The organism is Flavobacterium sp. UW10123 (assembly GCF_040538975.1).
Lineage (GTDB): Bacteria > Bacteroidota > Bacteroidia > Flavobacteriales > Flavobacteriaceae > Flavobacterium.
Genome location: NZ_JBEWQE010000004.1, coordinates 120,599 through 146,201 on the forward strand (window position 1 = coordinate 120,599; position 25,603 = coordinate 146,201).

The window sequence follows — 25,603 nt, forward strand, 5'->3', positions numbered from 1 at the left end:
AAAAGTAAGAAAGCCAGAAGCATTTGCAACTGGCTTTTATATATTAATAAATGTTGTTCAACATTAATAAAAATATTCTGTGGTACCCACACTATCAGATCCTGTATTAACTTCTTTCGTTGGGTATCCTTGATCATTATAGGTAAAAGTGCTGTTTCCCCACAAATCACCATCTGCTGTATCTGTTAAAATGTTGAATTTAACTCCATTTCCTTCTCCATCAACAAATGCAATTTTATCCATACCTAAAATATTTTTCGTAGGATTGTTTTTATTGTCATACGTATATTTATGATCTGGTTGATTTGCAGTAATTGCTAGGATTTCACTTACTTCGCCATTTACAAATTTAATTGTTGATGTGACACCTTCGCCCGTTTGGGTTTCACTATCTCCAGAATATGACGTAACAGAAATTGTACCATCAGTATTATATGTATAAACTTCTTTATGTCCCCAATCCATATTTGGTTCTACTCTCACAAAAGTTGTCAATTTACCTTCAGCATTATAAGAAAAAGTATTTATCTGGTCTATTGTCCCGTCAGGATATTTAAACTCTATTTTAGTAATTAAATCTCCTGTATAAGTGTAATACAGATTTGCATCACCTGTATCGTCTATGGCACTTACTATTTTATTACCATCATATTTATAGTTAGTAGTGTATTTTTCCCCATCAGAATTTGTAACAACCATTTTTTTTAGTAATACATTATCCGAAGAATCTGAAGAAGAATCATCGCTCGAACAAGACGTTAACAGTAACGTCAAAGCTCCGAAAAGACATAAAATTTTTTTCATTTGTGATTTGGTTAAATTTGTTATTTAGGCAAACGTAATGCAATCAAAAATTAAAACCTTACGGGATTCCACATTTAAAACAATTAGTGCACTTTAAACACTTTGTAAAATATTATTTGGTAAACAGAATAAGCACATACTAACCTTACTTTAAAAAAATCTAAAAGTCAAAAACAGGTATAAGTACTCAGCTTTTTTCTTGCATTTCAAATTACTTTAAAGACTTTTAAAAAAGTGCATTTTAATGTATAAAAAAATTACATTTTTAATAACAAAAACTGACAACACAAACCCAAACAATTCCTTATTTTTGCATCTTCCATTTTTTTAAAATCTTATATGAAATTATTATATACTTACATTATCAGACACAAAATGCTTTTGTTTTTTGCATTGATAATGGCTACTATCAACATTTGTTTCAGTTTATCAGACTCTGTAATTACAGGAAAATTAATGCAAGATTGCGGTGTTGGTCTGGCAAAATACAAAGGAAATGAGATCGGATTTATAAAATCTTTAGCTTTCTGGCTTGGTCTTTCGCTTGGTGCAGCCATGATTTCCAGAATTACTAAAAACTTTCAGGATTATTTTACCAATGTGGTCATACAGAGAACCGGCGCGCAAATGTATACTGATGGAATCAAAAAATCTCTAGACCTTCCTTATGCAGAATTTGAAGATCAGCGAAGCGGAGAAACTTTGAGCAAACTGACAAAAGTTAGAATCGATTCAGAAAAACTGATCACGCTTTCGATTTCGTTAATTTTTCAAACTATTATAGGTTTCATTTTCGTAATTGTATACGTAGCCCGAATCGATTTTAGAATTTCTATTATCTTCTTAATCACGGCTCCAATTATTGCTTTGGTAAGTTTATATTTAGGGAAAAAGATTAAAATCGTTTCTCGAAAAATTGTCAATCAGACCAATGCACTGGCAGGTTCTACAACTGAAAGTTTACGAAACATAGAATTGGTAAAGAGTCTTGGCTTGACGTATCAAGAAGAAAAGCGTCTAAACTTAAATACTTTTAAGATTCTTCAATTAGAATTACAGAAAATACGTTTTATTAGAAGTTTAAGTTTCATCCAAGGAACAACCGTTCATTTCTTGAGAACTTGTGTTGTTTTTGCTTTGTATTACTTTCTATTTGGCGGAAAAATTATTGTTGGAGATTTATTGACAATGGTATTCTTTACCTTCTTTATTTTTGGCCCTTTACAGGAATTAGGAAATTTTATTATTGCTCTAAATGAGACAAAAGTTTCTATGGAAAATTTCAAAAACTTACTAAATGCTCCAAAAGAATTCCGCCCAAAAACTCCAAAACATATTGGTGCAATTCAGAAATTACTTTTCGAAAATGTTAGTTTTCAGCATAAAACAGCCAAATTTAAGGCTGTTGAAAATATCAATTTCGAGATCAAACAAGGTCAGACTGTTGCCTTTGTTGGTCCGTCTGGATCCGGAAAAACGACGTTAGTAAAATTATTAGTTGGATTATATACTCCCGAAGAAGGTCAGGTTTTATATAATGATATCGATTCAACCGAAATTGATTTATTAGACTTAAGAAAACAACTTGGTTTTGTTACCCAAGATGCTCAATTATTCTCCGGAACAATTCGTGAGAACTTGTTATTTGTTAAACCCAATGCAACCGACGAAGAACTTTATGATGCTTTAAAACGTGCAAGCTGCGACAAACTTCTTAGACGTGCTGAAGATGGTTTAAACACTACAATTGGCGAAGGCGGAATTAAAGTTTCAGGTGGTGAAAAACAGCGTTTATCTATCGCGAGAGCGATTCTTAGAAACCCTAATTTATTGATTTTTGATGAAGCTACTTCTGCTTTGGATTCTATTACCGAAGAAGAAATCAATGATACGATTAGAAATATCTCAGACAAAAATAGAATTACAGTTTTAATTGCGCACCGTTTATCTACTGTAATGCACGCTGATAGAATTTTTGTTTTAGAACAAGGTAAAATTATTGAGCAAGGTAAACACGAAGATTTAATTGTGGAGAAAGGATTGTATTATGCTATGTGGCGCCAGCAGATTGGTGAGCGTAAATAGGTTTTTTAAAGCTTCTGAGGTGCTAAGTTGCTAAGGTTCTAGTTTTTTATGCATTATTTGTCTATTTCTCCTTCGTCGAAATAACAAATATAAAATACTATAAATAGCAATCTGTTACACGCATTATTTGTCATTTCGACGAAGGAGAAATCTCCACAAGTAACTCCGCAACGAAAATTCAATCTTTGTCGAGCTTCTCGCGAAGATTTCTCCTTCGTCGAAATGACATAAAATAAGAAAACCCTATAAATACAAAACCCGACAGATTTTTAAAATCTGTCGGGTTTACTTTTATAAAAAACTCAGAACCTTAGTATCTTAGATTCTTAGCACCTTTAAATTATTTCACGAAATCCACAGCCTTAGCTAAAGCCTCACCAATTCCATCAACATTTTTACCTCCTGCGGTTGCGAAGAAAGGCTGACCTCCTCCACCTCCTTGGATATATTTTCCTAATTCGCGAACAACTTGTCCAGCGTTTAGGTTTTTCTCTGCTACGATTTCTTTAGAAATGTAACATGTTAACATGGGTTTTCCTTCATGAGCTGTAGCGAAAACTACGAATAAATTATTATAAGAACCACCCAATTCGTAAGCTAAATCTTTTGCTCCTTCTGGATTTAAATCTACTTGTTTAGCTAAAAACTGAACTCCATTGATTTCTTGTAATTCTTTAGCCAAATCAGCTTTCATATTTTTAGCCTTATCTTTTAATAAAGCTTCTAATTGTTTTTTCAACTGAGCATTTTCATCTTGTAATGCCAAGATTGATTTTACAGGATCTTGAGCATTTTTAAGCGCTTCTTTAATTTCAGCTAAAGAAACAGCTTGAGATTCAAAATATTCTTTTGCAGCTTCACTTGTAATCGCTTCAATTCTTCTGATTCCAGCTGCAACTGCACCTTCTGAAACAATTTTAAAGTGCCAGATGTCAGATGTGTTCGCAACGTGTGTTCCTCCACATAATTCGACAGAATCACCGAATTTAATAGTACGAACTAAATCTCCGTATTTCTCTCCAAACAAAGCAATTGCACCATCTTCAAGTGCTTGTTCTTTTGGAATTGCTCTTTTCTCGATTAATGGCAAACTCTCACGAATTCTTGCATTTACGAAGTTTTCCACTTCTACCAATTCTTCATCAGTTACTTTAGAAAAATGAGAAAAGTCAAAACGTAAAGATGCATTTCTTACCATCGAACCTTTTTGCTCAATATGAGTTCCTAAAATCTTACGTAACGCTTGGTGCAACAAATGCGTAGCCGAGTGATTTGACGAAGTTTTAGCTCTTTGGTTTGCATCAACAACCGCATTAAAAGTTCCTGTAAGGTTTTCTGGTAACGATTTTGCCAAATGTATCGTTTGATTATTTTCTTTTTTAGTATCAATAATATAAACGATATCTCCATTTTGAGCTTCTAAATATCCTTTATCTCCAGTTTGTCCTCCGCTTTCTCCATAAAAAGGAGTTGCATTGAAAACCAATTGGAAAATCTCTCCGTCTTTAGCACTTTCAACTCTACGATATTTAGTAATTTTTACCTGCTGAGATAATCTGTCATATCCAACAAATTCCTGAATATCATCTTCTACAAGCACATTCCAGTCACCAGCAGTTACTTTAGACGCTGCACGAGATCTTTCTTTTTGCAATTGCAATTGTTCCTGGAATCCTTCTTCGTCTAATTTCAACCCTCTTTCAGAAAGAATCAAAGCTGTTAAATCGATTGGGAATCCGTAAGTATCATACAATTCAAATGCTTTTTTACCATCAACAGTATCTGTATTGTTATTTGAAATTACAGCATCTAAAAGAACTAATCCTTGATCTAACGTTTTTAAGAATGAGTTTTCTTCCTCGCGAATTACATTCGAACAAAGTGCTTTCTGTGTTCTGATTTCTGGGAAAGAATCTCCCATTTGCTCGCTTAAAGTCTCAACCAATTTAAAAATAAACGGCTCTTTTGTTCCTAAGAAAGTAAATCCGTAACGAATTGCGCGACGTAAAATTCTACGAATTACATATCCCGCACCCGTATTAGAAGGCAACTGACCGTCAGCAATAGCAAAAGCTACCGCACGAACGTGATCTGCCACTACACGAATAGCGATATTCATTTTATTTTGTTCTTCACTAATGCCTGTTACGTCATTAGTTGTATATTTTGCCCCTGTAATGGTTTCGATTTCTCTAATTAAAGGCATGAAAACATCAGTATCATAGTTTGATGTTTTTCCTTGTAAAGCCATACACAAACGCTCAAATCCCATTCCGGTATCAACGTGCTGTGCTGGAAGTTTTTCAAGAGAACCATCAGCTTTACGGTTGAATTCCATGAATACATTATTCCAGATTTCAACTACCTGTGGATGATCATTATTTACAAGGCTTTTTCCTGAAACCAAAGCTTTCTCTTCTTCAGAACGTAAATCAACGTGAATTTCAGAACAAGGTCCGCATGGTCCTTGATCTCCCATTTCCCAGAAATTATCTTTTTTATTTCCTAAAATGATTCTATCCTCGTCAATTAAGGTTTTCCAGATATCCCAAGCTTCTTGATCAAATGGAACGTTATCTTCTTTGCTTCCTTCAAAAACAGAAACATAAAGATTCTCTTTTGGAATTTTGTATACTTCTGTCAATAATTCCCAAGCCCAGTTGATTGCTTCTTTTTTAAAATAATCTCCAAAAGACCAGTTTCCTAACATTTCGAACATGGTGTGGTGGTAAGTATCAATACCAACCTCTTCAAGATCATTATGTTTTCCTGAAACACGAAGACATTTTTGCGTATCGGCTATTCTTGGACTTTTTGGAGTTCCGTTTCCTAAGAAAAATTCCTTAAACTGGGCCATTCCCGAGTTATTGAACATTAGGGTTGGGTCGTCTTTAAGAACAATAGGAGCTGAAGGAACGATAGTATGCCCTTTACTCTCAAAAAAATCTAAAAATTGTTTACGTACGTCTTGTGATTTCATATTTAAATTAGAAAAATGTGTCTGTTTTAATGTGTCAATTTGATAACTAGATGATTAGCTAATTTATTCATTTGATGATACGTTAAGTTTTTTATAATGAAATTAAAAAACTTATATTTTAAACAATAAATTGCCTATTTTGCGCATTATCTAATGATAAAATAGCCCCAATATCTAATCATTAATCCTCGTAAAAAAGTGTCGAATAACTGAAACAATTAGCAGTTTTATTCGACTAACTCATTTTACAAGGTGCAAAAATAGCGTATTTTAAAATATGGCGAAAGTAAAATATTATTACGACCCAGAAAATCTGGCTTATACAAAAATAAAAACCAGAAAAAGAATAAAAATAGGTTACGCATTACTGTTTTTAACTGCTTCAGCATTGTTCGGTTTTTTAGTTTTTGTCCTCTTAATTAACACGCCATATTTCGAAACTCCAAAAGATCGTTTACAGGCACGCGAAATTGAAAATTTGAAACTTCAATATGCCATTTTGAATAAAAAACTGGATGAAATTGATGAAGCTGCAGATGCTTTAGAAGAACGTGATAATAATATTTATCGTGTTTACTTCAATAAAGCTGAAATTCCAGATTCGATTCGAAAATCTGGTTTTAGAAATTCTGACCGATATAAAGCTTTAGAAGGTTACAACAACTCCCAATTGGTTTTGAATGCCACAAAAAGAGTTGACAAACTTTCGAAACAATTAGCAATTCAGTCTAAATCTTTAGATGAAATTTTAAAATTAGCTGGAGCTAAAGAAAATTTATTATTAGCAATTCCTGCCATTCAGCCAGTTCGAAATGAAAATTTAAAACGTGTCGCGTCAGGTTTTGGATACCGTATTGATCCTTTCACGAAAGTGAGAAAAATGCATAACGGGATGGATTTCACCGCCAATACAGGTGCTCCAATTTATGCAACAGGAGACGGAGTGGTAGATAGAGCTGACAACACAGCCTCTGGGTATGGAAACCACATAGTGATCAGGCACGGTTTTGGATATGAAAGTTTGTACGCGCATTTAAGCAAATACAACTGCCGACCAGGACAAAAGGTAAAACGCGGCGATGTGATTGGTTATGTTGGAAGCACAGGAAGATCTGAAGGTCCGCATTGTCATTATGAAGTGCATAAAGACGGAAAAGTGGTTAATCCGCTAAATTTCTATTACGGAAATATTTCGGCTGTCGAATATGTCGCAATTTCACAAATGGCAAACCAAGAAAATCAATCATTAGATTAATAGTACAAAAAATACTATTTTTGAAGTAAAATAGAAAAAAACGAACCATGCATATTGAACTTTCTAAAGACAAAAGATATTACAGTATTGGCGAAGTTGCCAAAGCTTTTAATGTCAATGCTTCTTTGATACGATTTTGGGACAGCGAATTTGACATTCTAAAACCTAAAAAAAATGCAAAGGGAAATAGAATGTTCACTCCAGACGATATTACCAATCTTCAATTGATTTATCACTTAGTAAAAGAAAGAGGATTTACACTTGAAGGCGCCAAAACACACTTAAAAGAAGGTCAGAAGAAAACGTTAGATAAATTCGAAATAATACGTAAATTAGAGTCGATAAAAACACAACTGAATGACATAAAAAACGAATTGTAATTAAAAATAGAAATAAACTTAAATCAAAACAAACATGAAAAAGTGGTTAATCCCTGTAGGAATTATTGTAGCACTTATTGCTATTATCGCATTTTGGTCGATTGGTATTAAAAATACTGCTTTACAACACAGTCAAGCTGTAAATAAAGAATGGGGAAATGTTCAAACGGCTTACCAAAGACGTAATGATCTTATTGGGAATTTAGTAAACACTGTAAAAGGTGCTGCTGACTTTGAAAAAGGAACTTTAACTGCTGTAATCGAAGCTCGTGCAAAAGCTACTTCAGTAACAATTGATCCAAGCAATGTAACTCCAGAACAATTAGCAGCATTTAACCAAGCTCAAAGTGGAGTAAGTTCATCATTATCAAGATTATTGGTTTCTGTTGAGCAATATCCAACTTTAAAAGCTAACGAGAACTTCTTGAAATTACAAGATGAATTAGCAAGTACTGAAAACCAAATTTTAACAGCGAGAACACGTTTTAACGAAGCTGTACAAGTTTACAACGGATATGTTTTAAAGATTCCAAACAACTGGTTCTTGAGCGAATACAAAGAGAAACCATACTTTGAAGCTTCTACTGGAGCAGACAAACCTGTTGAAGTAAAATTCTAAAGATTTAATATTTTTGATTAACGATTTTAGATTTCAGATTTAATCTGCAATCTAAAATCTACAATCTAAACTCTAAAATAATATCCATGTCAAAAGTAGAAGATTTTTTAACCAAAGAAGAAGAACAAGAAATTGTTGAAGCTATTCGCATGGCCGAAAATAATACTTCTGGCGAAATTAGAGTACATATAGAAAAAACAACTTCTAAAGTCCATTTTGATAGGGCTTTAGAAGTTTTTCATGAATTGCGAATGGATGAAACTAAACTGAAAAATGGAGTATTGCTTTATTTTGCCGTTGAAGACAAAAATTTTGTGATTTGTGGAGATAAAGGAATTAATGATTTAGTTTCTAATGATTTTTGGGATTGCACCAAAGACATTATGGTGAATCACTTTAAAGCTGGCAATTTTAAACAAGGAATTGTTGACGGTATTTTGAATGCCGGCGAACAGCTTAAAAAATATTTTCCTTCTCAGGAAGATGATGTAAACGAACTATCTAACGAAATCTCAAAAGGATAAATAATGAAAAATTCCAAAATTAAAATCCCAAATTCCAATAGAATTTTTCAGATTACTTTTTTATTTATCGCATTATTTATCAGCAATGCTATTTTTGCGCAATTTGAGATTCCACCAAAGCCAAGTTTTCAAACATCTGTTTACGATTATGCTAACATTTTAAGCTCTACAGAGAAAGCACAATTAGAAGAAAAACTAATTCGCTACTCGGATTCTACCACTACTCAAATTGTTGTTATTACTATTGAAAGTTTAAAGGGAGAAGATGTAAGCCAGTTAGCAACAAAATGGGGCCAAACTTGGGGAATTGGAGGAACTAAAGAAGACGATAATGGAGTTGTTATTCTTTTGGCAAAAAACGAAAAAAAGATTGCAATTAATCCTGGATACGGACTTGAAGATCGTCTAACGGCGGGAATCGGCGGAACAATTATAAGAAACATAATTATACCAGAATTTAAAGCTGGAAGTTTTTACAACGGTCTTGATAAAGGAACTGATGCCATTATTGATGTCTTTAAAGGAAAATTTAAAGGCGAACGCAAACAAGCAAAAGGACAAGACTTTCCTTTTCTGCCTTTCATAGTTATTGTTGTAATTGTTTTAATCTTACTTTCTCGAAATAAAAGAGGCGGAGGAGGAAATTCTGGCAACAATGGCGGTGGCGGCCCTAGCCTACTTGACGCTATTATTCTGAGCAATCTTGGAAGAAGCAGCGGTGGATTTGGAGGCTTCGGCGGAGGATCATCTGGTGGTGGTTTTGGCGGAGGCGGTGGCTTCGGCGGTGGATTTGGCGGTGGTGGTTTCTCTGGCGGTGGATCTAGCGGAGGCTGGTAATTTATTCTGGTTCTAATTTTCTTTGTTTGAGGTTTCAAGTTTAGGTTTCAAACTTAAAATATCATACATTTACATTTTACAATTTATTAATAGATGTTATCACATAAAGCAAAATACGCCCTTAAGGCCTTACTTTATTTAGCAGAACAAGATGAAAATCACATTTCTAGAACTGTAGAAATTGCTGATGGCGCGAATATTCCTAAAAAGTTTTTAGAGCAGATTTTATTAGATCTAAAACGCGGTCGTTTTGTGAGCAGTAAGCAGGGAAAATTTGGTGGTTACTATCTAATTAAATCCAAAAATGACATCACTCTGGCAGAAATTCACCGATTATTTGACGGTGCAATTGCACTTTTGCCATGTGCTTCTTTAAATTTTTACGAGCCTTGCTCTGATTGTAAAACCGAGTCAGAATGCAGTCTGCGTCACGGTTTGATGCTTATTAGAGACAAAACTTTGAAGGCTATGGAAGGTATCACAATCGCTTCACTTGTAAAAAAATAAAAAAATATTTTATAAAGTCTAGTAAATCGATAGAATTAATTATATATATTTGCCAAAAATAATTAACTAATCATTTACAAAATTTTAACTCATGAAAGTACATTCTAGTCAATCAGGTGGACAAAATCTTTTGCAAAAAAAACATAATTATAATTTCACAACTGTGAATACTGTTTCATCTATGATGTGTATGTGTTGGTAAAAAAAAAATTTAATTTTAAATTCTACTAATCACATATACTTAATATAAAAATGAAAACATCTATAAAAAATATACTTACAATACTTGCAGTTTTAACGTTCTCAATCTCATTCGCACAAAAAATAGACGGGGTTGTTACAACAGATCAAAATATACCTTTAGAAGCTGCCAATGTGGTAATTAAAGGAACAACTTTTAGTACAATTACAGATTCTGAAGGACGCTTTTCGATAGAATCACAAGGAAAATTACCTATTACACTTTTAGTTCAGTACATTGGTTACAATACTGCTGAACTTGAAATTACGGCTATACCAGCTTCACCTCTATTAGTCACTTTACGTGAAGAAAACAAACTAGTAGAAGTTGTAGTTTCTTCACGAAGAAGAATCGAAAAAGTACAAGATGTGCCAATCGCTGTTTCTGTAGTTACAGGAAAACAAGCAGAAGCAGCAGGAGCTTTTAACGTAAACCGTATTAAAGAATTGGTACCTTCTGTGCAATTGTATTCTTCTAACCCTAGAAATACAGGAATCAACATTAGAAGTTTAGGTTCTCCATTCGGACTTACAAATGATGGTATCGATCCTGGAGTTGGTTTCTACGTAGACGGTGTTTATTACGCTCGTCCAGCAGCAACTACTTTAGATTTTATCGATGTAGAACAAATCGAAGTATTGCGCGGACCACAAGGATCTTTATTTGGAAAAAATACTACTTCTGGAGCTTTTAATATTACTTCTCGCAAACCAAGTTTTACACCGGGTGCAGATTTCGAAGTAAGTTATGGAAACTATGCTTTTTTACAAGCTAAAGCTTCTATCACAGGAGCATTAGGAAAAAAAGTTGCTGGTCGTTTATCTTTTTCAGGAACTCAGCGTGATGGTTTAATTGATAACATTGCGACAGGAAGACCAACCAATACTTTGAACAATCAAGGTTTTAGAGGACAATTATTATGGACTCCTACAGAAAACACAAACGTCACTTTTGCAGGAGATCTTACAACGCAGCGTCCCGACGGATATGCTCAGGTTGTTGCTGGTGTTGCTCCTACTCAGAGAGCTGCATACCGTCAGTTTGATGCTATTATTAAAGATTTAAATTACCAATTGCCAAGTTTAAATGCTTTTGACCGTAAAATAGATCACGATACTCCTTGGCGTTCTGGACAAGATTTAGGAGGGGTTTCGTTAAACATTGACACCAAAATTGGAGGCGGAACTCTTACTTCTACAACTGCATGGCGTTTCTGGAACTGGGATCCATCAAACGATAGGGATTTTACAGGATTACAAGTTTTAGCTAAATCTCAAAACCCAACAAGACAAACTCAGATTACACAAGAAATTCGTTATGCAGGACAATTGACTTCAAAAATTAGCGGTGTTGCAGGCGTGTTCTTCATCGATCAGACTTCTCAAACAGATGGTACAGAAGAATCAGGAAATGCACAATGGAGATTCTCTCAAAGCACAACAAGTCCGTTATGGAAAACTCCAGGTCTTTTTGAAGGTTACGGAATTAAAACTGATGCGAGAATCAGAGCTTCGAGCGCTGCTGTATTTGGACAACTTGATTGGGCCATTACAGAGAAATTCCACATCTTACCAGGTCTGAGATATAATTTTGACAAAAAAGATGCAAGTTATTCTCGTAAAACTTATGGTGGACTTCAAACTACAGATCCAGCCTTACTGGCTTTGAAAAAATCAGTTTACTCAGATCAAGCATTTGATTCAAATACAGACAATACAGACTTTTCTGGAAACTTAACGCTTACCTACAAAGCATCAGATAAAATTAATGCTTATGCAACATTTGCTAAAAGTTACAAACCAGTTGGAGTTAACGTAGCTGGGCTTCCAACAAACTCAGCAGGGCAGCCAATGACTGAACTTGCAGTAGTTAAACCAGAAAAAGTATATCATTACGAAGTTGGAGTAAAAACATCTCCTTTTAAGAACTCAATTTTAAATTTAACGTTCTTTAATACTGACATCAAAGATTTCCAAACTAACGTTCAAGCTGCTGAATTGGGTGTAAACCGTGGTTATCTTGCAAATGCAGATAAAGTACGTGTAAGAGGTGCAGAATTGGATGCAAGTTTTGTTATCAATTCGCATGTAACAATCAATGGAGCTGCAACGTACACAGATGGTAAATATGTGAAATTTACAAATGCACCGCTTCCGTTGGAAGAAACTGGAGCGCCAGTTGCCTTCAAAGATGTTTCTGGAACTGAATTACCAGGGGCTTCAAGATGGGCAGGTTCTCTTGGAGGTGAGCTTTCAGACAATGCAAGATTCTTTGGTAACGCTGGAAAAATTTTCTTTGCAGCTGACGGATACGCTCGTTCTGAATTTTCTTCAAGCCCTTCGGCTTCAAAATATTTAGTAGTACAAGGTTATGCTATCTTTAATGCTCGTTTAGGTTTCCGTGCTTCGCAAGGTCTATCTATTCAGTTTTGGGGAAGAAATCTATTCAATAAAGATTACTATGAGCAATTATTGCCTGCAGGTGGTAACTCAGGTCAATATGCTGGAGTTCTTGGTGATCAAAGAACTTACGGGATTACTCTTAAGTATGCACTGTAAGATGGTTAGTTAGTTTTAGTATTAAAAAGAGATGCATTTAAAAATGTGTCTCTTTTTTTATTTCACAAAAAAACTTTCAAAACAAATTTTAAAATAGAAAGAAATAAGATCATTTGTATAAATTCGCAGCCTGAATTTATAGTTTTTGAACAGATCTTTTAGATTACTTTTTATCATAGTCTTTGCTTTCCAAGTAATTACAGGGCAAAATCAAAGAAATATCGACCAGCAGACTTTAACCTGGATTCGATACTATAATATTTTCCCATTATCCGAAAAATGGGCTCTACATTCTGAATTTGATAATCGAAGTTTTGTAAATCCTGTACATGAGAATCTTTTTGTTATAAGATCTCAAGCTCGTTACAGGGCTACTAAAATGGTAGATTTAGGAGCTGGATTTGCTTTTTTTAGTGTGAATACTCAAAACCCAAACATTGATCCCGATTATTCTGTTCCTGAATATCGTGCACAGCAAGATCTTACTTTAATTAATGATATTGCCAAAATAACTTTTCATAATCGCTTTCAACTTGAAGAACGCTTCATTCAAAAAGCAGATAAAAACGGACTTTTAGATGAATTCTCATTTGCTTACCGATTTAGATACCGATTACAATCTATGTTTACCCTTTGGGAAAAAGAAGGAAGGAGTATAAAAGGAACTATTTCAGATGAAATTCTATTTAATTTCGGAAAAGATAATCGCAAAAATACATTCGATCAAAACCGTTTTTATATTGCGCTACGTTATCATTTCAATCCAAATCTTGGTTTGGAATTGGGTTATTTAAAGAACTTTCAAAGGCGTGCCAGCGGTTTAGATTTCTATGATCGTGATATTATCAGATTCACGGTTTATCATAGAATTAATCGGAAAAAGTTATGAGTTATGAGTTATGAGTTATGAGTTATGAGTTATGAGTTATGAGTTATGAGTTATGAGTTATACAAAAAATGCCTGTCAAATTAAATTTGACAGGCATTTTTTGTAACCTTTGAACCTTTGAACCTTTGTTACTCTGAACCTTTGCACCTTAAAAATCAAGATCCTCTCTGTCTTCTTCCTCCTTTTTTGCTTTCGGCAAAGTTTCCAATTTTATAAGCTAAAGAAAACATTACATAACGTTTTAAAACTGTATTTTCTTCATCTCGAATTGAAGTTGGCGAAATGGTTCTTGTGGCACTCTGATTCTGATTCAGAACATCATATACCTTTACTTTTGCATATAATTTTTTATCTAAAAATCCGTAAGACAAACTCGTATTCCAAAGGAAGAAATCTTTTTTGAAATCGTCTGAAATATTTGAATTATAAGTATATCCAAAATCATTTCCGAAGATTAAATTAGCTGGCCAATATGATGTTGTCTGCATATTAATTCTGTGAATTACGTTTGAAGTGGCGTCTCTTGAATAGTTTTCATATCGCGTTTCATTGTACGACAAACTATAAGATGGCGCAATCGAAAGCACTTCTCCATAATCATAAGACGCATAAACACTTGGAGTAACTACAACCGATTTTGCGTAATACAAAACAGCATTGGTAAATCCTTTGTCAAAATTATAGTTACCACTTAAACGCAACCCGTATCTTAAAGTATGGGCATCTTTTTTAATCTGCTGATTCCAGTTTCCTCCAACCGAAGCTGAGTAGGTTCCTGAAATATTTACATAAGTCGTATTTCTTTTTCCGCTATCATCATAAATCGAAGTAGAAACAACATCATTATTATAATAATCTCCTTTAAGGAATAAACTATATCCAGAACGTGTTCTAAAATCGAAGTTTTTAAAATCGATACCCGCTGTGCTTTTTTCAATCGGATTCAGATTTGGATTTCCAATAACACTATTTAACGGATTATTTAAATCTGCAACCGGCATTAATTGCGTAGCCGACGGAAGTGCATTTGAATAATCGTATTTAAAAGTTAAGTTTCTAGAACGATCAAATTTATAACGAAGCTGAGCTGTTCCATAAGGCAGCATATATCTTTTATTCAAATCTGTAGCTTGATTTAAATAAAAAGAATGATTATCAAACTCCACAATTGATGTTCTCGAATTTACATTCAGCGTAAATTTACTTTTCTGCCAAGTAATACCCACTTTTGGTGTAATTGAGTTTTGTTTTGATGTGGTATAATTGGTCAGCGATAAGTTTAAATCTGAATATTCTTGTGACGCATCATCAAAATTGAATGTCTTTTGATCATTCATAGAACTCTGCCAATCAAAATCGGTTCCGAAACGTAACCTAAGCGAATCTGTTACAGGCTCGGTATATTCTAAATCAAGCGAATAAGCATCGCTTTTAGATGTATTTTTTGCATTCTGGTTTCTTTCATCATTTGGTTTATTATCCTGATAAAAAATAGTCTCAGAAATATTGATTCCGTTAGAATCATTTTTAGTGTTATTATTATTAAAAACTACACTTAAATTTCGCGATTTCTTTTCGAAAGTTTTATTGAAATTAATGCTGTTTGCAAAACTTGTATTAGAGCTTTCAGAATGTGATGTTGCTGTACTTTCGTTCAATGCATCACCATTTTCATTTTCAGAAAAAGTCGAAGAAGAAGAATCGCTGTTTGATTCGGATAAATTCAATTTAGGAGCAAAAACAATCTGCATAGAAGGATTGATTTTGTATTCTAATTCAAAATTCACCTTGTTTCCCGTGTTTTCATTTCTAGTTTTAGAATCGGCTTCGGTTAAAATATTTCCTGTTGGCAATAAACTCAACTGGTTCGATTTGCTATCGTTTTTAGTCACAGCATTTGTAAAATTATAACTGCTCATAAACTCCAAATCTTTGGTCCAATCATCAGAATAATTAATTCCAGCCAAAGTAGACTGTGTAATTCCTTTTCCTCCACTGCTAGCGCCTTGGCTTCCTCCTTTGGCATTTCGTCCGCCTCCCATATTATCAAAAACCTCATCCATAGAGAATCCAGTTGAGTTGATATTGTTTGACGAAGCCAATACGCTTATTTTTTGTTTATTTTTGAAAAAGTTCATCATTAAACTGCTTTCGTAGCGTTCGTCTGAACCATATCCGCCAAGAACTTTTCCGAAATACCCTTTATTTTTCTTTTCGTCAATGGTAATATTTATACTCGAATAATCTGAAGTCGATTCTTGTTTAGCCAGTTCTTCTTTTTTGGTTTTAAAATCAGAAACTTGAACTTTTTTAATGATATCAGCTGGAAGATTTTTAATAGCAATAGCCCCATCTTTATCAAAAAATGCTTTTCCGTTGACTAAAACCTGATTGACTTCTCGCCCATTTACAGTAATTTTCCCTGTATTATCGACATCAAATCCAGGGAGCTGTTTCAGCAGCGTTTCCACATTTGCATCTGGACGCACTTTATACGAGCCAGCATTAAACTCCAAAGTATCTTTTTTAATGGTAATTGGCGGTGCTTCGCTCTTGATTATCACTTCGTTTAAGACGTTTGCATTTTCAAGCAGATACAATTTACCAAAGTCTTTACTTTCTGTAAGCGCTTTTTGCTCTTCAAAATAAGCTTGATACCCTGTATAATTTACTTTTAAGAAAACTGGTTTATCATACTTTTTAGTATTGATGATAAAATTCCCGTTTTTATCGGTCGTAGCATATTCGATAATAGTTGAATCTTTTACTGCGGTAAAATAAACGGTGGCGAGTTCAAGCGGAAGCTGTGAGTTGATATCAACTACAGTTCCTTTAATAACGATATTGTTTTGGGCATTTGCCGAATAAACAAAAGCTAAAAACAATAAAAACGAATAAATCTTGGTCATAAAATTAGGTTAGTTAGATCAGTAAGACTTAAAAAAACGCAAAAGGTTTAATTGTATTTTTTACATTTATTCAAATATAATGCCAATAAAAAATCAATCTTTTAATTTTATAGACACCAAACATAAAAAAATCCCCTATTCTAGGGGACTTTTTTTTTATTTTTCTCTTATGTAAATATCGATTGGAACTCCTGCGAAATCCCATTTTTCTCTAATTTTATTTTCAAGGTATCGCTTATAAGGCTCTTTTACGTACTGTGGCAAGTTAGCAAAAAACACGAATTGTGGTGTTTGAGTTGGCAATTGCATACAGTATTTAATTTTTACATATTTACCTTTTGTTGCTGGCGGCGGATAAGATTCAATCACCTTCAACATATATTCATTGAATTTTGAAGTCGCAATTCTTTGTTTTCTGTTTTCGAAAACCTGAACTGTTGTTTCTAGTGCTTTTAACAAACGTTGTTTCGTTAAAGCAGAAACGAATAAAATTGGCACATCTGTAAAAGGCATTAATTCTTTTTTGATTTTCTCTTCGTAATCGCGTGTAGACATAGTATCTTTTTCTACCAAATCCCATTTGTTTACCAAGATTACAACACCTTTTCTATTCTTCTCAGCCAACCAGAAAATACTTTGGTCTTGACCTTCAAATCCACGAGTTGCATCGATAACCAAGATACAAATATCTGCATGTTCAATTGCACGAACAGAACGCATTACAGAGTAAAACTCTAAATCTTCTTTTACTTTTGCTTTACGACGAATTCCCGCTGTATCTACCAAATTAAATTCGAAACCAAAACGGTCAAATTTAGTATCAATTGCATCACGAGTTGTTCCTGCAATATCTGTAACCATAAAACGGTCTTGACCAATCAAAGCGTTGATAAAACTAGATTTTCCTGCATTTGGACGACCTACAACTGCAAAACGAGGCAATTCAACTTCTGGCGTAACAGGCTCAGGTTTTATAGGGAATGCTTCAATTAAAGCGTCTAATAAATCACCAGTTCCGCTTCCAGAAATACTTGCAAAAGTATAATAGTCGCCTAAACCAAGGTTATAAAACTCTACAGCGTCTTTTTCACGCATCGCGTTATCAACCTTATTTACAGCCAATAAAACTGGTTTTGTTACTTTACGAAGCAATTTTGCAACAGTTTCATCCATTGGCGTAATTCCTTCTTCAACATCAACCACAAAAATAATAACATCGGCTTCATCGATAGCAAGTTCTACCTGTTTACGAATTTCACCTTCAAAAACGTCATCAGACCCTCGAACGTATCCACCTGTATCAATGACAGAAAACTCTTTTCCGTTCCACTCGCTTTTACCATAGTTTCTATCACGGGTAACCCCAGATACTGAATCTACAATAGCTTCTCTTCTTTGTATCAGCCTATTAAAAAGGGTCGATTTCCCTACATTAGGTCTTCCTACTATCGCAACAATGTTATTACTCATTTTATTGAATTTTAGATTTTAGACTTTAGATTTCAGATTCTTAGCTTCCTAAAAACCTAATCACTTGTAATCCAAAATGCCTTATTTAAATTTTTTGCAAAGGTAGTTAAAAAAAGTTGCTAAGACGCTAAGTTTCTAAGTACCTAAGTTTTTATTGTTTTTTTGTATAATTTTCAGGAGCTAATCCAGCTATCCGCTATATCTTTTCCTGACTAAAGAAGCCAGAAAAAGGATACCGCTCCTATCTGGGCTAGGACACCTGTTTTCAAAAGAACTTTCGTTTAACGATTAAACAAATCAACGATTAACCGATTAAACAAAAAAACTACTGATTATATCCGAAACGTTTCAGCATATTTGCGTTGCTTCTCCAGTTTTTGTTCACTTTTACATATAGTTCAATGTGAATTTGTTTTCCGAAGAATTTCTCTAAATCAGCTCTAGCATCGGTTCCTACTTTTTTAAGCGCAGCACCTTTATGTCCAATAATGATTCCTTTTTGCGTATCACGCTCTACCATAATTACCGAACGGATTCTGATAATGCTTTCCGTTTCATGAAATTCTTCTGTTACAATTTCTACTGCGTACGGAATTTCTTTAGCGTAATTCAATAAGATTTTCTCACGAATGGTTTCGTTAACAAAGAAACGTTCTGGTTTGTCTGTTAATTGGTCTTTTGGATAATAAGGTGGAGATTCTGGCAATAATTCGATAATTCTTCCGAAAACTTCAGGAACGTTGAAGTTTTGCAAAGCCGAAATCGGGAAAATCTCTGCATTTGGCACTTTCTCTTTCCAGAAAGAAACTTGCTGTTCTAATTGTTCTTGGTTTGAATTATCAATTTTATTTAAAAGCAATAAAACCGGGATCTTAGCATGAATGATTTTCTTGAAGAAGTCTTCGTCTTTCAAGTCCTGCTCGCCTATCTCGACCATGTAGATTAAAATGTCAGCATCTTCAAAAGCCGATTTCACAAAGTTCATCATCGATTCCTGCATTTCGTATGCAGGTTTGATGATTCCTGGAGTATCAGATAGAACCAATTGAAAGTCTTCTCCGTTTACAATTCCAAGAATTCTATGACGTGTAGTTTGTGCTTTTGATGTAATGATCGACAATCGTTCTCCAACGAAAGCGTTCATCAATGTTGATTTTCCAACATTTGGATTTCCAATAATATTTACGAAACCTGCTTTATGTGACATTTTTTGCTTTATTTATTTTGCAAAGGTAGTCATATCAAGTCAATACAGAAAATAAAACATTTTTTTAAGTTTTCGTTGGATTTCTAAAAAATCGGCGTATCTTTGCACCCGAAACATCGCGGGATAGAGCAGTAGGCAGCTCGTCGGGCTCATAACCCGAAGGTCACAGGTTCGAGTCCTGTTCCCGCTACACAGACAAAAAGCTTCAGAGAAATCTGGAGCTTTTTTTGTTTATATAGTCTTGTTTGTAGAGATTTGATTTTTATTTAGCTCGCGAGCTGGATGCTTTTGCCAACAGGAGCATAATATTTTATATTTGTTTAAACAATTCTATTAATGCATTTTTTGTTGCAAGATGATGCGCAGTGTTTTCTGATGTTTTCCAGTCACCGTCGACAACTGAAAATTTTAAAACAACATTATTGTTATTACTAATTGTCGATAAAACTTCGATAAATCTTAATATTACTGGTTTAATATATTCTTCAAAGTGTTTCGGAAGTTTTTCTTCTTTAGCTTCCCATTCATAAGTACAACAATTAATAGGATTATTAGTTTTATTATATAAATCTTGAATATATTCTATTTTTTCATTATCTCTTTCAATATCTAATTTTATTTTGACTTTACCATATCTACCTGCATTCATTCTGTAAATCTCATTTTCTCCGTACAAAGGAAGCTTTGACAAATCTATTTCTCTCAAAAGATTATCTAAAATTTGATGATATTCACTTCCTAAAATTATTTCGCTCATTTTAAAAAATTTAAATTTTATTAAACCATTAAAAGATGTTGTTTTAACAACTTAACTAAAAGACAAAATGACATTATTTTTGTATCATAGTTTAACTTTTTATAAGCGAATATAAGGAATGTTTCTAATACAATTTATGCAGATAAAATTTCATTAAAATCATAAACAAATCGGTTAGATATTTCAATGCTTCCCGCTACAAGTATAAAGCTTCAGAGAAATCTGGAGCTTTTTTTGTTTTACCTTTTTTAATACATTAAATGCTGTGCTTTAATAATACTACTTATAACATTGTTATATCCAGAATTTAGTTTAGCCAATATTCCAATCTCTTTTCTGAGTAATAAGGCCCATAAGAAATTTGAACTTCTCTTTTTCCTGCTTTCGGAATCAAAAATGAGACTTTTATTTTTCTAGTTCTATTATCAATCAAGGTTAATATTTTCACATATTCTTCGGATATTATTCCTTCCTTTTGAGCCATTTTCATTATTCTTCTTGATTTTCTTCTTGTCCTTTTGGTCGGCGAACAACCGAAAACCGCTTTGTACTTTCTTGGTCTTATTGAGTCCAAAGCTTTTTTATTGAGAGCAGGTACAATAAAGTCTTCGTAATCATTGAAACTTACACCAATTTCTGGAGTGTTATTTTCATATGAATATATGTGATCATTATCAAAAAGGAAATCCTCATAGATTCCATATTTTCTTTCCGAGAAATTATATCCCTCAACTATTAAAATAGTTGAACTTGTTGTATCAATCCGTTTTTGAGTTTGGTAATCTTCCCTTTTTGAAATCAATAATTTAAAACATTTGATTTGTTCTGGCTCTAATTCGTCTTTTATTGAGTCCAAAGTTTTAATTGTAATATCATTCCAATGGTCTTTCTTTTGTGAGAAAGATAGAATAGAAGTCAATAATATTAATACTAGGATGTTTTTTCTCATTTGACGATAACATTTGTATAATCCATTCTAAAGAATGTTCTTAAATTAAAGAAACTCGACACTACGCACAGTTTCTGACTTTACGCTTTTCAACAAATATAATTTAAAATTGAAAACTTCGAAAAACAGGGATCTAATGTTTTAGTATCAATTACGTCTTAATTTATCCCCATTATAAACACAGGCTAGAATAATAAAAAACACGCTGCATAAGGATGATAGGGATCTAATATCATTCCAAAAATTCCAACGGTCTTCGAAGATATTTCTCATTTGCTTCGCACTTGCATTTGTGGCATTTGCAAGTTCAAACAACTCCAGCTTATTATTTAGAGGAACGTTTATAAACGCCGTTACAGCAAACACACCAACTGAATAAAATAGTGTAGCCATAAAGAGCAACAGAAATGATTGCTTTTTATAGTAAACAAAACTGGTAATTGGGAGCATAATCAACGTTCCAAAAAAGCAAATGAAAAATGGTATATTCTGAATCTCTCGATTGATGTTCTGCATCGCATTTAGAAATTCCTTATCGTTTAGTTTTCCCAATCCCAAACTCACCGAAATCGAGTATGAAAAGAAAAGCCCAGCCATTAATGCTGCTGTCGTTGCCGTAATAATTAGTAGAATGTTTGATGCTCTCATTTTAATTGGAAATGCTAACTGCTCTTTTTAAATATTCATTGGTATTTAGTTGACGTATCATAAAATCTGCAACTTCTTTGCGGGCAATTTTTAGATTAAGTTTTTTATAATTTCCGTCAAAACCTATGCGATACGTATTGGTAATTTGATCATCTGTAAAAGCACTTGGCCTAACAATTGTATAATCCAAATTACTGTCCAAAATATATTTTTCTTGCAATTTATGGTCTTGAAATGCTCTTTTTAGCAACATTCCGAACATAACATGTTTCCAAATAAAATTAAGATTCCCATAGCTTTCACCCAAGCCGAGCGTCGTTTGGCAAATCAGCCTATTTAATCCTTTTTTTCTCATGGCCTCAATAATGATTTTTGTTCCTTCTGCACGTATTTTGCCTTTTCTACCATCGCCTAAGGCACAAAAAACTGCTTCTTGATTCTGCAACGCGTTTTCAACATCATTCAAACTCAAAACATCACCAACATGAATATGAAGGTTAGGATGAGAAATGGTTTGTAGTTTTTGGGGATCACGAACAAAAGCCGTTACTTGATCACCATTTTTTAATGCTTGTTTTACGATTTCAATGCCAACTGTACCTGTGGCTCCAAAGATTATTACTTTCATTTTGTATCAATTTTTAAGATTAGTGATACAAAATTGCAATAGATAAATCTTCTAAAATAGAATAAAAGCGACAGTGATTATTATTTCTCAAATGATTTTGGAGTTTTGCCGGTAAAAGCCTTAAAAACTTTTATAAAATGAGATTGATCTGAAAACCCATTTTGATAGACAATGTCAGTATGCTTTTCATAATTTTTAACGGTCAATTGATCCAATGAAGCTTGAAATTGGATAATCTTAGCAAACTGTTTAGGAGTAAGCCCTGTTTCAGCTAGAAATCTTCTTTCAAAGGTGCGTATATTGAACTTTAATTTGCTGGCAATCGAGCGTATACTTTCCTGACCTTTTGTTTGAAAGATGCATTCTATGCCTTGTCGTATTTCAAAATCAAGGTTTTCCTTTTTCTTTTCAAAGTACCGTAAAAGCAATTTTGATATAATTTCAATTTTATCTTTTATGCTTTCACTCAATTCCAATTGTTTTTTGAGCCACTTTATATCTTCCTCAGTATCATCAAAGTAATAACAATTATCGTTTATACTCTGGGGCTGTATATCGAAAAATGTTTTCAAGACAAAGGGATACAGCTGAAAAACGATAATAAGAAATGCGCCCGAAATCTCAAGTTCAATTGGTAGAATTGTTTGGCCGTAGAGAAAAACTTCTGGCATCGTTTTATCGTGAGGCTTTACGATCAATCCTTGATCAGTTTGCTGAAACATCAAACCTGGACAGCCATCTGCAAAAAAAGGCAATGTCGTATCTGTATTTTTATCTTCATTTTCAAATACCCATATGTTTTTCACAAAAAGCGAAATAGAGTCTTCGGGAACAATATTTTGATAGTTCATATTATTGTGATTACCGATTTTATATATATCAAATATCTGAAAATTTTCCAAAACGCAAATTTCGAGACATTTATGAAGCTTTTCAACTGTGAACAGCAGTAACACTAAAACAATCTATATCGATTATTCAGAACTAGCTATTTTGCAATAGCCTAGAAAACACGCTCGACAGAAATTTTTTTTCTATCTTCCCAAAATAAAATTTTCTAAAATGAACCAACTGTTTTCAATAAAAAAATCATTTTTATTCAGCTTCATTCTACTAACAAGCTATTTTCTAGTTTCTTTCCATATAAAAAATACAGAAGAAACCACTTTTTATAAAGCTAAAAAAGTGCTGATTTTTTCTAAAACTAAAGGTTTTAGACATGAAAGCATTCCTGCTGGAATCGCAGCGATAAAAAAACTGGGACAAGAAAATAATTTTATTGTAGACGCTACTGAAGATTCTCTGGCAATTAATTCCAAAAACTTAAAGCAATACCAAGCCGTTGTATTTTTAAGTGCCTCAGGTAATGTTTTAGGCGAAAATCAAAAATTGGCTTTGCAAAAATTCATTCAAAAAGGAAATGGTTTTGTTGGTATTCATTCGGCTACAAACTGCGAACCAGACTGGTCTTGGTACACGCAAATGATCGGCGGAATTTTTGAAGGACATCCTGAACCACAGAATGCTAAACTTATCATTGTAAATCATGAACATGCATCTACAAAACATCTTCCGTCAATTTGGGAACGAAAAGACGAATGGTACAATTTTAAATATTTGAATCCAGGCGTAAATGTGCTTATAAAAATTGACGAATCTTCATATAAAGGTGGTAAACATGGCGATAATCATCCTTTGGCATGGTATCACGAATATGATGGTGGCAGAGTATTTTACACCGCTTTAGGACACAGCTCTGAAAGCTACAGTGCCCCTCTTTTTGTACAGCATTTACTTGGCGGAATCACTTATGCTATCGGGAGATAAAAAGATAGCATAAATATCAAGACTTATGAACTTGTTATTTTTAATTTCACAGTCTTTCATAGTCCCTTCGTACTGAAAGTCAAGTTTAGCCATTGCGTTTTTACAATTCTTATTTTCTGACTCAACAAATGCTTCAATTCTGTTAAGTTCTAAATGGTCAAAGCCATAATTACAAATTAGTGGCATTGCTTCTTTCATAATTCCATTTCCCCAAAAATCTGGAATTAACCAAAAACCGATTTCTGCTTTTTTATGTTCTTTACTTAAATTATTTAATCCGCCCGCTCCGTAGAATGTGCTGTTATCAGCCGAGCAAATGGCAAACCAAATTCCTGTATCGTTTTTTTCAAGATTAGCAAAAAAAAGCATTTGTTCTTTAGTCGCTTCCAATGTTTGAAAACTCACTCCATAATACTTAATGACTTCAGGATTCGAAAGTCCTTTGAAAACATTTCCAAGATCACTATCTGAAAATTGCCGCAGCAAAAGTCTTTCGGTTTTTATAGTTGGAAATTCTTTCTTCATGATTTTTTCGACTGTTTCTGATTATCTGTTTTCGTTCTCAAAGACTGATCACTAACCTATCTATATCTGAAAAAAAATGCGCAAAGCCATCCAAATCTAGACAGATAAGCGTAATATATTTCAACATATTATTTGCTTTTAGCAATTCTAAATCCAAAACCATCATTTCGTGTCCCTTTTGGAGATTGGTATCTGACTTCGGGCATATGAATTCCAAATTCTAAAGGTTTCCCATCTGAATTTTGGGTTTCGTAAAACCAACTAACACCTTTCGAGATTTTATATACTCCATCTCCTTCCGACGGTCCTTGAGGATTCTGTTTGCTTACTAAACTATCTTTTTCAGGGTTATACCAATCAGAAACCCACTCACCAACATTTCCAGTCATATCATGAATTCCTAGTTCATTAGGCTTAAGAAGCCCAACTTTATGAAAAATGCTATCCGAATTTTCTTTTACCCAACCAATCTCGATTGGATTATTACTGCCACTATATTTGAAGTTTTTCGTTTCCTTTCCGCCTTTAGCAGCATATTCCCACTCTGCTTCTGTTGGTAATCTTCCTCCTGCCCATTTTGCATAATCATTTGCCTCGTCCCAAGTTGCTAGCATTGGATTTTCATCTATCCATTTATAATATACTTTTTTCCCGTAGGCACTTTCAGCAGGTGCATCGGGCATTTTTCTACCTGTTTTTTCGCAAAACTCTCTAAACTGCTTAACCGTTATTTCATATTTACTTATGTAAAAATCATCGAGTTCAACCATTCGGTGTGGACTTGTAAACCCTTTTATTGTATCTCCTTTGGGACTAACGATTATTTGATTTTTGCCTTGTTCAAAAGTTCCTCCTTTTACAAAAACCCAGTCAATATTATCCTCTTTACAGGAAGTGAATATTAAAAAGCCCAGAAAGATTATCAATATTTGTGTTTTCATAATGTATGTTTAAAATTACTGTCAAAATTTACAGTTACCTACACAAAGTTATTCAAATTTTCA

General features: G+C 33.7%; 22 protein-coding genes and 1 tRNA gene. 11 read left to right on the top strand and 12 right to left on the bottom strand.

The window, feature by feature from the left end; translation table 11 throughout:
• Window positions 1-63: 63 nt before the first annotated feature.
• Complete coding sequence (locus ABXT06_RS06255; RefSeq protein ID WP_354589966.1) at window positions 64-804, bottom strand: hypothetical protein; 741 nt, start codon at window positions 802-804, stop codon at window positions 64-66.
• A gap of 339 nt (window positions 805-1,143) precedes the next feature.
• On the opposite strand from ABXT06_RS06255, the gene ABXT06_RS06260 reads away from it, so the two are divergent.
• On the top strand, window positions 1,144-2,889 hold the full coding sequence (locus ABXT06_RS06260) for an ABC transporter ATP-binding protein (protein WP_354589967.1): 1,746 nt from the start codon (window positions 1,144-1,146) through the stop codon (window positions 2,887-2,889).
• Between the two features lie 340 nt (window positions 2,890-3,229).
• On the opposite strand, the gene alaS is transcribed toward ABXT06_RS06260, so the two are convergent.
• On the bottom strand, window positions 3,230-5,869 hold the full coding sequence (gene alaS / locus ABXT06_RS06265) for an alanine--tRNA ligase (protein WP_354589968.1): 2,640 nt from the start codon (window positions 5,867-5,869) through the stop codon (window positions 3,230-3,232).
• 277 nt (window positions 5,870-6,146) lie between these two features.
• Between alaS and ABXT06_RS06270 the strand changes: the two genes are divergently transcribed.
• From ABXT06_RS06270 to ABXT06_RS06305, 8 genes are all read left to right on the top strand, one after another.
• Window positions 6,147-7,124, top strand: a complete 978-nt coding sequence (locus tag ABXT06_RS06270; RefSeq protein ID WP_354589969.1) for a M23 family metallopeptidase — start codon at window positions 6,147-6,149, stop codon at window positions 7,122-7,124.
• Window positions 7,125-7,171: 47 nt separating this feature from the next.
• A complete protein-coding gene (locus tag ABXT06_RS06275) occupies window positions 7,172-7,504 on the top strand; it encodes a MerR family transcriptional regulator (protein ID WP_111364203.1) in 333 nt (110 codons plus the stop codon).
• Window positions 7,505-7,538: 34 nt separating this feature from the next.
• Window positions 7,539-8,123, top strand: coding sequence for a LemA family protein (locus tag ABXT06_RS06280; RefSeq protein ID WP_095928713.1), 585 nt, complete (start codon window positions 7,539-7,541; stop codon window positions 8,121-8,123).
• Window positions 8,124-8,209: 86 nt separating this feature from the next.
• Complete coding sequence (locus tag ABXT06_RS06285; RefSeq protein ID WP_201998244.1) at window positions 8,210-8,647, top strand: TPM domain-containing protein; 438 nt, start codon at window positions 8,210-8,212, stop codon at window positions 8,645-8,647.
• A 3-nt stretch (window positions 8,648-8,650) separates the two neighbouring features.
• On the top strand, window positions 8,651-9,484 hold the full coding sequence (locus ABXT06_RS06290; protein WP_354589970.1) for a TPM domain-containing protein: 834 nt from the start codon (window positions 8,651-8,653) through the stop codon (window positions 9,482-9,484).
• A gap of 93 nt (window positions 9,485-9,577) precedes the next feature.
• A complete protein-coding gene (locus ABXT06_RS06295; protein ID WP_012023964.1) occupies window positions 9,578-9,991 on the top strand; it encodes an RrF2 family transcriptional regulator in 414 nt (137 codons plus the stop codon).
• Between the two features lie 252 nt (window positions 9,992-10,243).
• Window positions 10,244-12,790: a TonB-dependent receptor gene (locus ABXT06_RS06300; protein ID WP_354589971.1), complete on the top strand. Its 2,547-nt coding sequence runs from the start codon at window positions 10,244-10,246 to the stop codon at window positions 12,788-12,790.
• 145 nt (window positions 12,791-12,935) lie between these two features.
• Window positions 12,936-13,679, top strand: coding sequence for a DUF2490 domain-containing protein (locus ABXT06_RS06305; protein ID WP_354589972.1), 744 nt, complete (start codon window positions 12,936-12,938; stop codon window positions 13,677-13,679).
• 155 nt (window positions 13,680-13,834) lie between these two features.
• On the opposite strand, the gene ABXT06_RS06310 is transcribed toward ABXT06_RS06305, so the two are convergent.
• The 3 genes from ABXT06_RS06310 to era form a co-directional block, all read right to left on the bottom strand.
• Complete coding sequence (locus ABXT06_RS06310) at window positions 13,835-16,588, bottom strand: outer membrane beta-barrel protein (RefSeq protein ID WP_354589973.1); 2,754 nt, start codon at window positions 16,586-16,588, stop codon at window positions 13,835-13,837.
• Window positions 16,589-16,744: 156 nt separating this feature from the next.
• Entirely contained in the window at window positions 16,745-18,058 is a 1,314-nt protein-coding gene (gene der, locus ABXT06_RS06315; RefSeq protein WP_354589974.1) for a ribosome biogenesis GTPase Der, read from the bottom strand.
• 325 nt (window positions 18,059-18,383) lie between these two features.
• On the bottom strand, window positions 18,384-19,265 hold the full coding sequence (era, locus tag ABXT06_RS06320) for a GTPase Era (RefSeq protein WP_354589975.1): 882 nt from the start codon (window positions 19,263-19,265) through the stop codon (window positions 18,384-18,386).
• Between the two features lie 117 nt (window positions 19,266-19,382).
• Here era and ABXT06_RS06325 point away from each other — a divergent pair.
• Window positions 19,383-19,455: transfer RNA gene (locus tag ABXT06_RS06325), tRNA-Met, on the top strand.
• Window positions 19,456-19,575: 120 nt separating this feature from the next.
• Here the strand turns inward: ABXT06_RS06325 and ABXT06_RS06330 are convergent.
• The 5 genes from ABXT06_RS06330 to ABXT06_RS06350 form a co-directional block, all read right to left on the bottom strand.
• Complete coding sequence (locus tag ABXT06_RS06330; protein ID WP_354589976.1) at window positions 19,576-20,022, bottom strand: hypothetical protein; 447 nt, start codon at window positions 20,020-20,022, stop codon at window positions 19,576-19,578.
• A gap of 307 nt (window positions 20,023-20,329) precedes the next feature.
• On the bottom strand, window positions 20,330-20,971 hold the full coding sequence (locus tag ABXT06_RS06335) for a hypothetical protein (protein WP_354589977.1): 642 nt from the start codon (window positions 20,969-20,971) through the stop codon (window positions 20,330-20,332).
• Between the two features lie 147 nt (window positions 20,972-21,118).
• Entirely contained in the window at window positions 21,119-21,619 is a 501-nt protein-coding gene (locus ABXT06_RS06340) for an anthrone oxygenase family protein (protein WP_354589978.1), read from the bottom strand.
• A gap of 1 nt (window position 21,620) precedes the next feature.
• The gene (locus tag ABXT06_RS06345; protein ID WP_354589979.1) at window positions 21,621-22,247 is read right to left on the bottom strand and encodes an NAD(P)-dependent oxidoreductase; all 627 of its coding nucleotides are present in this window, start codon (window positions 22,245-22,247) and stop codon (window positions 21,621-21,623) included.
• 80 nt (window positions 22,248-22,327) lie between these two features.
• Entirely contained in the window at window positions 22,328-23,149 is an 822-nt protein-coding gene (locus ABXT06_RS06350; RefSeq protein ID WP_354589980.1) for a helix-turn-helix domain-containing protein, read from the bottom strand.
• Window positions 23,150-23,309: 160 nt separating this feature from the next.
• Here ABXT06_RS06350 and ABXT06_RS06355 point away from each other — a divergent pair, with 160 nt between their 5' ends.
• Entirely contained in the window at window positions 23,310-24,074 is a 765-nt protein-coding gene (locus tag ABXT06_RS06355; RefSeq protein WP_354589981.1) for a ThuA domain-containing protein, read from the top strand.
• On the opposite strand, the gene ABXT06_RS06360 is transcribed toward ABXT06_RS06355, so the two are convergent.
• Complete coding sequence (locus tag ABXT06_RS06360) at window positions 24,039-24,599, bottom strand: GNAT family N-acetyltransferase (RefSeq protein ID WP_354589982.1); 561 nt, start codon at window positions 24,597-24,599, stop codon at window positions 24,039-24,041. The two genes, ABXT06_RS06355 and ABXT06_RS06360, sit on opposite strands and share 36 nt — an antisense overlap.
• A 128-nt stretch (window positions 24,600-24,727) precedes the next feature.
• On the bottom strand, window positions 24,728-25,540 hold the full coding sequence (locus ABXT06_RS06365; RefSeq protein WP_354589983.1) for a formylglycine-generating enzyme family protein: 813 nt from the start codon (window positions 25,538-25,540) through the stop codon (window positions 24,728-24,730).
• Window positions 25,541-25,603 lie beyond the last annotated feature (63 nt).

Excerpts from the sequence above, each read along its gene's own strand:
- alaS (WP_354589968.1), bottom strand. The coding sequence starts at position 5,869 with ATGAAATCACAAGACGTACGTAAACAATTTTTAGATTTTTTTGAGAGT.
- ABXT06_RS06260 (WP_354589967.1), top strand. The coding sequence starts at position 1,144 with ATGAAATTATTATATACTTACATTATCAGACACAAAATGCTTTTGTTT.
- ABXT06_RS06295 (WP_012023964.1), top strand. The coding sequence starts at position 9,578 with ATGTTATCACATAAAGCAAAATACGCCCTTAAGGCCTTACTTTATTTA.
- ABXT06_RS06355 (WP_354589981.1), top strand. The coding sequence starts at position 23,310 with ATGAACCAACTGTTTTCAATAAAAAAATCATTTTTATTCAGCTTCATT.
- der (WP_354589974.1), bottom strand. The coding sequence starts at position 18,058 with ATGAGTAATAACATTGTTGCGATAGTAGGAAGACCTAATGTAGGGAAA.
- ABXT06_RS06345 (WP_354589979.1), bottom strand. The coding sequence starts at position 22,247 with ATGAAAGTAATAATCTTTGGAGCCACAGGTACAGTTGGCATTGAAATC.
- ABXT06_RS06290 (WP_354589970.1), top strand. The coding sequence starts at position 8,651 with ATGAAAAATTCCAAAATTAAAATCCCAAATTCCAATAGAATTTTTCAG.
- ABXT06_RS06285 (WP_201998244.1), top strand. The coding sequence starts at position 8,210 with ATGTCAAAAGTAGAAGATTTTTTAACCAAAGAAGAAGAACAAGAAATT.
- ABXT06_RS06335 (WP_354589977.1), bottom strand. The coding sequence starts at position 20,971 with ATGAGAAAAAACATCCTAGTATTAATATTATTGACTTCTATTCTATCT.
- ABXT06_RS06275 (WP_111364203.1), top strand. The coding sequence starts at position 7,172 with ATGCATATTGAACTTTCTAAAGACAAAAGATATTACAGTATTGGCGAA.
- ABXT06_RS06300 (WP_354589971.1), top strand. The coding sequence starts at position 10,244 with ATGAAAACATCTATAAAAAATATACTTACAATACTTGCAGTTTTAACG.
- ABXT06_RS06340 (WP_354589978.1), bottom strand. The coding sequence starts at position 21,619 with ATGAGAGCATCAAACATTCTACTAATTATTACGGCAACGACAGCAGCA.
- ABXT06_RS06280 (WP_095928713.1), top strand. The coding sequence starts at position 7,539 with ATGAAAAAGTGGTTAATCCCTGTAGGAATTATTGTAGCACTTATTGCT.
- ABXT06_RS06365 (WP_354589983.1), bottom strand. The coding sequence starts at position 25,540 with ATGAAAACACAAATATTGATAATCTTTCTGGGCTTTTTAATATTCACT.
- ABXT06_RS06270 (WP_354589969.1), top strand. The coding sequence starts at position 6,147 with ATGGCGAAAGTAAAATATTATTACGACCCAGAAAATCTGGCTTATACA.
- ABXT06_RS06310 (WP_354589973.1), bottom strand. The coding sequence starts at position 16,588 with ATGACCAAGATTTATTCGTTTTTATTGTTTTTAGCTTTTGTTTATTCG.
- ABXT06_RS06255 (WP_354589966.1), bottom strand. The coding sequence starts at position 804 with ATGAAAAAAATTTTATGTCTTTTCGGAGCTTTGACGTTACTGTTAACG.
- ABXT06_RS06330 (WP_354589976.1), bottom strand. The coding sequence starts at position 20,022 with ATGAGCGAAATAATTTTAGGAAGTGAATATCATCAAATTTTAGATAAT.
- ABXT06_RS06360 (WP_354589982.1), bottom strand. The coding sequence starts at position 24,599 with ATGAAGAAAGAATTTCCAACTATAAAAACCGAAAGACTTTTGCTGCGG.
- era (WP_354589975.1), bottom strand. The coding sequence starts at position 19,265 with ATGTCACATAAAGCAGGTTTCGTAAATATTATTGGAAATCCAAATGTT.